Source organism: uncultured Shewanella sp. (genome assembly GCF_947495455.1).
Lineage (GTDB): Bacteria > Pseudomonadota > Gammaproteobacteria > Enterobacterales > Shewanellaceae > Shewanella.
In genome coordinates, this window is sequence record NZ_CANLZC010000078.1 from 16,915 (window position 1) to 27,918 (window position 11,004).

7 protein-coding genes are annotated in these 11,004 nt (G+C 38.6%); 6 read left to right on the forward strand and 1 reads right to left on the reverse strand.

The features are described 5' to 3' along the window. The first annotated feature begins 88 nt into the window (after positions 1-88). A complete protein-coding gene (gene prlC, locus Q0791_RS17795; protein WP_299009276.1) occupies positions 89-2,131 on the forward strand; it encodes an oligopeptidase A in 2,043 nt (680 codons plus the stop codon). Positions 2,132-2,264: 133 nt separating this feature from the next. Next, a complete protein-coding gene (locus tag Q0791_RS17800; protein ID WP_299009278.1) occupies positions 2,265-2,795 on the forward strand; it encodes a thioesterase family protein in 531 nt (176 codons plus the stop codon). Between the two features lie 4 nt (positions 2,796-2,799). Here the strand turns inward: Q0791_RS17800 and Q0791_RS17805 are convergent, their stop codons facing one another. Beyond that, on the reverse strand, positions 2,800-3,438 hold the full coding sequence (locus Q0791_RS17805; protein WP_299009281.1) for a glutathione S-transferase family protein: 639 nt from the start codon (positions 3,436-3,438) through the stop codon (positions 2,800-2,802). Between the two features lie 170 nt (positions 3,439-3,608). On the opposite strand from Q0791_RS17805, the gene Q0791_RS17810 reads away from it, so the two are divergent. From Q0791_RS17810 to Q0791_RS17825, 4 genes are all read left to right on the forward strand, one after another. Beyond that, entirely contained in the window at positions 3,609-4,298 is a 690-nt protein-coding gene (locus Q0791_RS17810; RefSeq protein WP_299009284.1) for a DNA-3-methyladenine glycosylase I, read from the forward strand. Between the two features lie 465 nt (positions 4,299-4,763). Further along, positions 4,764-5,906: an efflux RND transporter periplasmic adaptor subunit gene (locus Q0791_RS17815; RefSeq protein WP_299009287.1), complete on the forward strand. Its 1,143-nt coding sequence runs from the start codon at positions 4,764-4,766 to the stop codon at positions 5,904-5,906. Between the two features lie 9 nt (positions 5,907-5,915). Beyond that, entirely contained in the window at positions 5,916-9,041 is a 3,126-nt protein-coding gene (locus Q0791_RS17820) for an efflux RND transporter permease subunit (RefSeq protein ID WP_299009290.1), read from the forward strand. Positions 9,042-10,403: 1,362 nt separating this feature from the next. Continuing rightward, positions 10,404-10,934: a LemA family protein gene (locus Q0791_RS17825; RefSeq protein ID WP_299009292.1), complete on the forward strand. Its 531-nt coding sequence runs from the start codon at positions 10,404-10,406 to the stop codon at positions 10,932-10,934. Positions 10,935-11,004: the final 70 nt, after the last annotated feature.

Below are 11,004 nucleotides of genomic sequence, written 5' to 3' on the forward strand. Positions count from 1 at the left end.
TTGTTTTTGTCATTTTCCTTGAATAACGGCGCTACTGCCCATATTTCATCTTCATAGATAAAGACAAAATCAATTGCTGAGGACAGCCATGAATAATCCCTTGCTAACGGGTTCAGAGTTACCCTTGTTTTCTCAAATTAAACCTGAACATATACAAGTTGCTGTTGAACAGGCGATAGAAAAGTGCCGCAGTACTGTTGAGACTATTTTAGCGAAAAATACTGATTTTACTTGGAATAATCTCGTGGCGCCTTTGGAGCAAGTTGATGATGAATTAAATCAAATTTGGTCACCGATTTCTCATATGAATGCGGTTGTGAGTAATGATGAGTTACGTGCCGCTCATGATGCGTGTTTACCTTTGTTATCAGAATACGGAACATTTATTGGTCAGCATCAAGGTTTATATCAAGCTTATAAATCATTGAGAGAGTCAGTCGAGTATGGCTCAATGAGCCCGGCTAAGAAGAAGGCGGTTGATAACAGTTTAAGGGATTTTGAATTATCAGGGATTGGGCTAGGTGATGATGACAAAGCGCGTTATGGCGAATTGGTCAAGCGATTGTCAGAGCTGACGAGTCAATTTTCAAATCAATTATTAGATGCAACACAAGCTTGGAGCAAGTTGCTCATGAAAGAGGAAGATCTAGCAGGTTTGCCTGATTCGGCCATTGCGGCAGCAAGGTCCATGGCTGAGGCAAAAGGCGAAACAGGTTGGTTGTTTACTTTAGATATTCCTTCATACTTGCCTGTTATGTCCTACAGTGAAAATAGGGCGTTGAGAGAGGAATGCTATCGTGCATTTGTCACTCGAGCATCGGATCTCGGCCCCTTTGCAAAGCAATTTGATAATGGTCCGTTAATGGATGAAATCGTGTCTTTACGCCATGAACTCGCTCAATTGCTTGGATTTGAGAGTTTTGCTCACAAATCATTAGCGACTAAGATGGCGGACTCTCCTGAACAAGTATTGAGCTTTTTGAAGGAGTTAGCTGAGCGTTCAAAAGAGCAAGGTCAAGCTGAATTAGCGGAGTTAAAAGCTTTTGCGCAGCAGCACTATCAAGTGAGTCAGCTTGAACCTTGGGATTTAGGGTTTTATGGTGAGAAATTAAAACAACATAAATATGAGATATCGCAAGAAATTTTAAGACCTTACTTCCCTGAAGATAAAGTTTTATCAGGCTTGTTTTATACTGTTTCTCGTTTGTTTGGCTTAACAATCACAGAGCTTTTTGATTTTGAAACTTGGCATCAAGATGTGCGTATGTTTGAAATCAAAGATGAGGAAGGGGTGGTTAGGGGACGTTTTTACCTCGACTTATATGCCCGTGAAGGTAAGCGCGGCGGCGCTTGGATGGCTGATTGTCGAGTTAGGCGTATCAATCATTCGAAATTACAGCTTCCTGTTGCATTTTTGACGTGTAACTTTAATGGCCCTGTTGATGGAAAGCCTGCTTTATTTACCCATGATGAAGTGACCACTTTATTTCATGAATTTGGTCATGGGATCCATCATATGTTGACGAAAATCGATGTCGCGGATGTATCGGGGATCAATGGTGTACCTTGGGATGCGGTCGAATTACCGAGCCAATTTATGGAAAATTGGTGTTATGAAACCGAGGCATTAGCCGAAATTTCAGGTCATTATGAAACGGGTGAACCTCTGCCTCAATCTTTATTGGATAGAATGTTGGCAGCGAAAAATTTTCAGTCTGGCATGATGATGTTGAGACAGCTTGAATTTTCTTTATTTGATTTTAGGTTGCATCTGGAATTTGAGCCTAATAAAGGGGCAAATATTCAAGAAAAATTAGATGAGGTTCGTGATCAAGTTGCTGTGGTAAAAGCGACAGCGTTTAATCGTTTTCAGCATAGTTTTGCGCATATTTTCGCTGGTGGCTATGCCGCAGGTTATTACAGCTATAAATGGGCCGAAGTCTTATCTGCGGATGCTTTCTCATTATTTGAAGAGCAAGGTATTTTTAATGGTGAAACAGGGCAGCGTTTCTTGAAGAATATTTTAGAAATGGGAGGCTCGGAAGAACCTATGGTCTTGTTTACTCGTTTTAGAGGGCGTGAACCTCAAATTGATGCATTACTACGTCACAGTGGAATAAAAGCGGCGTAAGATAAATATTTTTTGAATCATTAAAGGGCACTTTCTTGTGCCCTTTTTACATCTTGCTGTTTGTGACGGTTTGTTGTCTGGTCAGACCTGTGTTAGCATGTCGTTTTATTTTGTTATTAGGTAGTCGTTTTTCATGAACCTGTATTTTAGGTTATTTTGGTTATTAGCGTGGCGTAGTCGCCGTTGTAGTGCTATTGATTTTTTAGATACGAGTCGTATAAGTTATCGTGCTTTACCCTCAGACTGTGATATTAATTTTCATTTGACCAATTCTCGTTATTCCGCCTTTATGGATTTAGCGAGAACGTATATGTTGGCGGAAATGGGGTTACTTTCTCGTTTTATTAAGCTGGGTTGGATGCCCATTGTCAATGCCGTTGAATTTACTTATATCCGTGATATCAAGCCATTTGCTAAATTTGAGATAGAAACAAAATTAGTGGGTTGGGATGAGAAATATTTTTATATTGAACAACGTTTTGTTAGTCAAAAAGGCTTGCACTGTATTGTGCACGTGCGAGGGGTTTTTGTTTGTAAAGGGAAGCAAGTGACTATCGAGTCAATGTTAAAAGAAGTGGGTTTTGAGCAGAATACGCCTGAATTACCTGACGAAGTATTAAAATGGAAAGATTTTTTACAGTTAAAAAAACAAAAAAATACTTAAGTGATTATTCGGGGTCAGCGTCTTTTTCCATTTCGGCAAGCTCCACTTCTTGTTTTACTTGTAAGTAAGCACCTCGAAGTTGGGCTTGCATCCAATATCGTCCTAAATGTTCATAATGCAATAATTGAAATTCATGCTGTAAGCTTGACAAACAAGGGATTAATCCACAGTCAGCTAGACTAAAATGTTCACTGCAAAGCCAGTAACTTGAGCTTAATTTATCATCGATCTCACTCAAGAATGTGTTTATATTATTCTTTAATCCCTTTAACTTTATTTGATCCATTGGATGGTGTTTTTTTGCCACTTCAAAGGCTGTGATCACTTGGTGTAAGTCATGTTCAATTAAACGATCATAGAGGCGTATTTCAAGAGAATGCTTCATATTTTGAGGTAATAATTGTGTACCTGTGTCTAAAATACTATCGATTAATTCTATGATGATACTGGATTCAGGCAATTTTGTGTCATCATGGAGTAATAGCAAGGGTAAGCGAGCTAAGGGAGAGAGGCTTTTAAAATCATGGCGAGATTTTGCATGAGTCAGATCAACAATTTGTGGATGGAAATAAGCCTGCTTTTCATATAAGGCGATCAATACCTTTTGCGAATACCGACACAGAGGATGATAATACAGCTTCATTGAGTAGAGTACCAACTGATGATCTTTGCTTGTAAGTATAGTCGGATTCTTTTTTATTATGCTTTTTATCGAGGTTTTTTGAGTTCTGATTGATAGGGTGAATTATCATAGACAAAAGGGATTTTTAAAGCGTAAACTACTGAATATTACTCAACATTATTCGTGTTTTCATGACGCATTTAGAATCATTTTCGACTATTTATCAGCGCGCCTGTGAAAGAAAAGGCGGTGAAACATCACTTGAAAGTTTGCTTGAGCCAGTTGGAAGCGCATCGGCCATAGCGCAGCTTCCTGAGAATAGGCTACTGTCTGCGTTAAGTAAAAAAGTTTTTCAAAGTGGGTTTGTCTGGAGAATTGTTGAGTCAAAGTGGCCTGCTTATGAGCAGGCTTTTTTTAATTTTGAGCCAATGAAAGTGCTGATGTTATCGCCTGAACAATGGCAAGCTAGAGCTAGTGATCCCACATTGATCCGTCACTATAAAAAGACTTTAGCGATTTATGATAATGCTTTGATGATGGAAGAGTTCAGACTCGAACAAGGTGGTTTGCCTCAAATAATTAGTGATTGGCCTGAAGACGATATTATTGGCTTATGGGCACTATTAAAATCAAAAGGAACGCGATTAGGTGGAAACACAGGGCCTTATTTTTTACGCTCTATTGGAAAGCCGACTTTCTTATTAACAAATGATATAAAGGGTTATTTTAAAACTCATCAATTAATTGATTATGGTTTTACCAGTCAAAGTGGTCTCAAGCAAGTTCAAGCAGTCTTTAATCATTGGCAACAAGAAAGTGGGCGGAATTTGTCGACATTAAGCCGTATTCTAGCAATGAGTGTGGGTGATAATCGTGTTTAGAGTCATTCGCAATTTATTGTCGCTTTTAAAGTGTGAAGGTAAAGTATCATAGATACTGAACTTTCGAGGGTAAATAGGTATTTACAGTAATATATTTGTTGTTAAATATTTATGTTTATGAGCCTATCTTGTTTGATAGGCTTTATTATTTTTGGTTATGGGATAAATGTAAGATATATAATAACCATCTGTTTTATTTGCTATTTAAATTAGTTGTAGGGTAAGTGAAACATAGTTAATTCATTAAAGTTGATTAAACCTTTTAAAAGAGGTTTCTTATCAGTTGAAACATACACTAGTATTGGGTTAATTTTTAAGTGTTTTTATTTTATTTATATCTATAATTTTAGAAAGATAAAATCCATTGGTTTTGTTTGCCCATTGGTTTTGTTTGATAGTAAAGCGTGACATTTTTCTTAATGAGTGAATCTTTTATTTTTTGTTTTTTTATTGTTAGGAGTGTTTATGAGGCAAATGACACATTTTGCCATAATGTTAAGTGCGCTGTTTCTTCTTTCTGCTTGCGATTCAAACGAAAAAAGTGATTCATTAACGACAGTTCCTGCTATTGATGTGGGCGTCATCACAGTGTCAACGAAAGCGCAGCCAATAAAAGTCGAACTTCCTGGTCGAGCGGTTGCTTATTTAGAATCTGAAGTGAGGCCGCAAGTGGGAGGCATTGTCACCAAACGTAGCTTTACGGAAGGGGGATTTGTCACTAAAGGTCAGTCCTTATATCAAATTGATCCTTCGCAATATAAAGCTGCTTTGATGAATGCTCAGGCTGAATTGCAAAGCGCAAAAGCCACATTGTCTTCGGCTAAATCAAAAGCGAAGCGTTATAAAGTGTTACTTAAAACGAATTCTATTAGTCAGCAGGACTTTGATGATGCGCAGGCTTTGTACAAAGAAGCACAAGCACAAATAGCAGTGAATGAAGCCAATGTACACACAGCTCAAATCAACCTTAAATACACAGAAGTGACGGCGCCTATTTCTGGAAGAATTGGTAAATCTAGTGTAACGGAAGGGGCTTTAGTGACCGGAAATCAAACGGATGTACTGGCTTATTTACAGCAAATTGATCCCATTTATATCGATATTCCGCAGTCAAGCAATCAATTTACTTATTTTAATAATCAAATTAAAAGTGGCAAGCTTAAAGCAACGAAGGAGGATAATGTTCAACTCATTTTAAATGATGATTCCTTTTATGAATTACGTGGCAGTATTCAATTTTCAGACATTAATGTAGATGAGGGGACAGGCAGTGTGACCTTAAGGGCTGAGTTTGCTAACCCTGATCATAGACTATTGCCTGGTATGTATGTGAGAGCTCTGTTGAATGAAGGGATCGATGAGAAAGCCATATTGGTTCCTCAAAAAGCGGTGACACACAATGTAAAGGGACAAGCTGTTGTCATGCTGGTTAGTAAAGACAATAAGATAGTGTCTAGGGTGGTCGCGACCGCAGAAGCGATTGATAATCAATGGCGCATTACAGATGGCTTAGAAGCGGGTGACAGAATAGTGGTCAGTGGATTACAGAAAATACAAGTGGGTAGCTTGGTCCATCCAACGCCTGTCTTAACGTCAACAGAAAATTAGAGTATTCAGATGGCACGTTTTTTTATTGATCGTCCGATATTTGCTTGGGTTATTGCCATTATTATTATGCTATTTGGTATTTTAGGCATAACACGTTTGCCTGTTTCGCAATACCCAGATATTGCCCCACCAACGATTGAAATTCAGGCGAGTTATTCAGGTGCTTCTGCCGAAACCATGCAGAACAGTGTCACGCAAGTGATAGAGCAGCAAATGATAGGCCTAGATCATTTACGTTACATTTCATCAAGCAGTGATAGTTCTGGATCGGCAACCATTACGTTAACCTTTGATGCTGGAACTGATCCTGATATTGCTCAAGTTCAAGTACAAAATAAATTGCAATTAGCGACGCCGCTTTTACCTCAAGAAGTGCAAAGCCAAGGTGTAAGTGTTAATAAATCCAGTTCAGGCTTTTTAATGGTGATAGGGTTTGTGTCTGAAGATGGTTCGATGTCAAAAGGGGATATAGCTGATTATGTTGGATCAAATCTAGAAGAACCCATTAGCCGTATCTCTGGTGTTGGGCAAGTGAAAGTTTTTGGCGCGCAATATGCGATGCGTATTTGGCTCAATCCGCTCAAACTGGTTAAATATGGCTTGACCACTATTGATGTGGAATCTGCTATTACGGCTCAAAATGCTCAAGTTACTTCGGGCCAGTTAGGCGGTTTACCTGCTACACAGGGGCAGGAACTGAATGCAACCATTACGGCGCAGAGTCGTTTGCAAACTGCGCAGCAATTTAAAGACATTATCATCAAATCAGATACAAACGGCAGTATTGTTCGTTTATCCGATGTGGCAAGAGTCGAATTGGGCTCTGAAGATTATTCGGTGAATTCTTTTTATAATAATAAACCTTCTTCAGGTATGGCTGTGGTACTGGCCACAGGTGCAAATGCATTAGCAACGGCTGATGCCGTGAAAGCAAAGATAAAGGAAATGAAGCCTTATTTTCCAGAAGGGATGGAGGTCGTTTACCCTTTTGATACAACCCCCTTTATTGCAAAGTCGATAGAAAATGTTGTGCAAACTTTGTTAGAAGCTATCGTGCTTGTTTTTTTAATCATGTACCTTTTTTTGCAGAACTTTAGGGCAACCCTTATTCCTACTATTGCTGTTCCTGTCGTTCTTTTAGGGACGTTTGCTATATTGTCCTTTACGGGGTTTTCTATTAATACTTTGACCATGTTTGCCATGGTATTGGCTATTGGTTTGCTGGTTGATGATGCCATTGTGGTGGTTGAAAATGTCGAACGTATTATGGAAGAGGAAGGACTAAGTCCCTTAGAAGCAACAAAAAAATCTATGGGGCAGATCACAGGTGCTCTCGTTGGGATCGGCCTGACGTTATCCGCCGTATTTGTTCCCATGGCCTTTATGTCAGGGTCAACAGGTGTTATTTATAGACAATTTTCAATTACCATCGTTTCTGCAATGGCACTGTCTGTTTTAGTGGCATTGATTTTGACGCCAGCACTTTGTGCGACATTACTTAAACCTATCCCTAAAGGTGTAAAGCAGGAAAAAAAAGGTTTTTTTGGTTGGTTTAATCAAAGCTTAGATAGGCTATTGAGTCGTTATCAGAACAATGTTTCTCGCATGATTAAACGCACTGGTAGGGTAATGTTGGTTTATTTAGCCTTGATTGGTATTGTTGCTTGGATGTTTATGCGTATGCCGACGGCTTTTTTTCCTGAAGAAGATCAAGGTGTGTTGTTCACTCAAGTCGCTCTTCCTGTTAATGCCTCTTTGGAACAGACAGAGAAGGTCATCAAGCAGGCGACCAATTATTATTTAAATGAAGAATCAAAAAATGTACGTTCTGTTTTTGCTGTGGCAGGTTTTAATTTTTCGGGAAGCGGGCAAAACATGGGAATGGCATTTGTTGGTCTTAAAGATTGGTCTGAACGTAAGGGGCTAGGTCAGGATGTACAATCTATTGCGAACCGAGCCATGATGGCCTTTTCTCAATTTAAAGATGCCTTGGTATTTGCTTTTGCGCCGCCAGCAGTCATACAGTTAGGTACGTCAAATGGGTTTGATTTGTATCTACAAGATAAAAATGGTCAAGGTCATGATAAGTTAATGCAAGCCAAAGATAAGTTACTGGCATTGGCAGCGAATGATCCTAAATTGGTGGGGGTGCGCATGAATGGATTAGAAGATGCACCCACTTATCAGTTACATATTGATTATGCTAAATTGAGCGCCTTAGGTGTGAGTATTAGTGATGCAACGAGCGTACTGACTACAGGGTGGGCAAGCAGTTATGTTGATGACTTTATTGACCGAGGCCGAGTAAAAAAAGTGTATGTACAAGGTGATGCGCCTTATCGTATGCAGCCGGACAATTTAGGTGATTGGTATGTTAAAAACGATCAAGATGAACTCGTTCCTTTTTCTGCCTTTACAACGGCGACTTGGGAGTTGAGTGCACCAGGCTTACAACGTTTTAATGGATTGTCTGCGGTGAATATTCAAGGGGCAAGTGCGCCAGGTGTGAGTTCTGGCGAAGCAATGCAAGAAATGCAAAAGCTGGTGGCGCAGTTACCGCCCGGATTTGGTATTGAGTGGAATGGCTTGTCATATGAAGAGAAGTTATCCGGTGGGCAAGCACCTATGCTGTATGCACTTTCTATTGCCTTTGTCTTTTTAGTGTTAGCTGCATTATATGAAAGTTGGTCAGTGCCTTTAGCGGTTATTCTGGTGGTGCCTTTAGGTGTGATAGGAGCGCAATTAGCGACGAGCAGTCGTGACTTATCCAATGACATTTTCTTTCAGGTTGGCTTGCTAACAACTATTGGTTTAGCGACGAAAAATGCCATTTTAATTATTGAATTTGCTAAAGCCTATTATGATCGTGGTGAAAGCCTCATTAATGCGACCTTGCAGGCGATCAAAATACGTTTGAGACCTATTTTAATGACCTCACTTGCATTTGGATTAGGTGTGTTGCCGCTGGCATTAAGCACAGGTGTGGGGGCGGGGGCACAAAATGCGATCGGTACTGGTGTTGTCGGCGGTATGCTCAGTGGCACTTTCTTAGGTATTTTCTTTATTCCGATCTTTTTTGTGATTGTGGAGCGATTATTTAGTTCAAAAGAAAAGCAGTTAGGGCTGAAGAAGTAATCTTTTGTATTGGTAATGACTGCTATTGTATCAAATAGCAGTCATTTTTATTTATGGTGTCTTTTTTATTGGTAATGAGATACCTGTCTTTAGTTTTTTAACGATCAATAGGCAAAAAAAGACCCATGTGAATGGGTCAAGGGGATAGTGTCAATTAGCTTAACCTTTATGAAAGGGGGATATAGATCTGTTTCATTAAACGCTAAGCTTCATATTACTGTACTAGTATATAAGTTTTCTTCTGTATGCTTGCTGAATGTTACAGATGAATTTAAATCAATATGACATTTTTGAGCACAAGATGGTGCATGGCAAGTTGTAAAGGGACGTGATGCAATAGGCAAAAAAAAGACCCATGTGAATGGGTCAAGGGGATGGGTTTGCTTAAGGTCTTTACATGAATAATTCTGTATTGAACAGAATGTCAGTATTCAACTTCACAATGATATTAGTATATAAGTATTAAGCTGTATTGTTACTGAATAGGCAGTAACAAGAGTGGTGAGGCAATATTATTTCAAACATCGAGTATAGATGTGAATATGAATATTGAGAAGTAAAGCATTAGCAATAAAAAAGACCCAGAGATTCTGGGTCAAAAAGGCATTATTAGTCGGTTAGAGCTAATGAATATAATTTACTCGATTGATGACTTTACGTATCTTAGATTAATTGCGTATTGACTAATTTTGTTTTTTGTTTTTTGTCTTTTTTGTCATTGTTTTTTAACATTAAATTTTACTGCTCACTCTTACAATAAAGCTTGTAATAAAAAGGTTGCTGAGAAAATAAAATATTCTCTTATGTGTAGGTTAATACTAATTAATAGTATAAACAAACAGTTAATAAAAAGGGGGGGGTAACGCTTCTTTTATCAGAAGAATCTAATAAAAGGTGTCATTAATGATATTGCTATTTTAATTGTAACTAAATATGTTTGTGGTAATGAAAGATAACGAAGGCTGGCTTATTAACCTGAACTCGGGATAATGAGTGTCAAAAATGTGAGGTAACCCATTTAATATCAAAAAATTGAATGAAATTGGGGCATTCTTTATTTTCGAACTTGGCTTAATACTTCAATTTTTGTCGATATCAAGGCGTGATTTCGTATCTAATAGCAGGCTATTAGTAGAAAGCACAACACAGATAGCGGCAGAAATAGTGCTATTAAGCGGCGCTGCTTATCCCGAATTCAGGTTTATTATCTTCATGGGTATTTTTTGGCTTTAAGGCTAGCGTTATTTAAAGTGCTAAATGCGTTAATTAAAATTGATCCCGTTAACAGTGGATTTTTATATAGAAATGATGGAGAGTAAGTGAGAGGTATACGCGAATAAATAGGATATTAAGGTTGCATTGATGGAAGGAATAATACTGGCGCTAGGGATATTATTAGTGATCACCTATTTGTGGATAATGAGTTTATTTAAAAAACGCGACGCAACACTTGAAGCCTTGGACACTATTGACTCTTATGTTTTAGCGCAAATTAACCTGCTACTAAAATGGCAAGGATCGGCGATATTATTAATGGAAGAAGAGGTTAAAGCCGCTTTAGCCGATATAGCCAATGATCTTAAAGTGGATTATGATAAACTTAACTGGAAATCTGTTGAGCGACATTTCGCAGATATGCTTCACTTTGAGCAATTAACGCAATCGGCATTGAAGGAGATGGTACAAAATAGTCCATTGGTACAAGAGACAGAGTTATTGCGAGGAGTACAAACTTATCAAGATCTGGCTGAGTCCATCAAGGATGCCTATCAATATTATAATGTGGTTGTCAGTGAATTTAATACTGCGGTTAATGCTTTCCCTGGTGTCATTATCGCTTATTTATTAAGAGTCAAAAGCCTGCCGTTATATCCCATAAAACTATGCCCGTGACTGAGGGATCCCCACTTTTCTGGCTCATAAACAATGAATACTGATTGTGAAGTGAGCCAAGTTATACAGC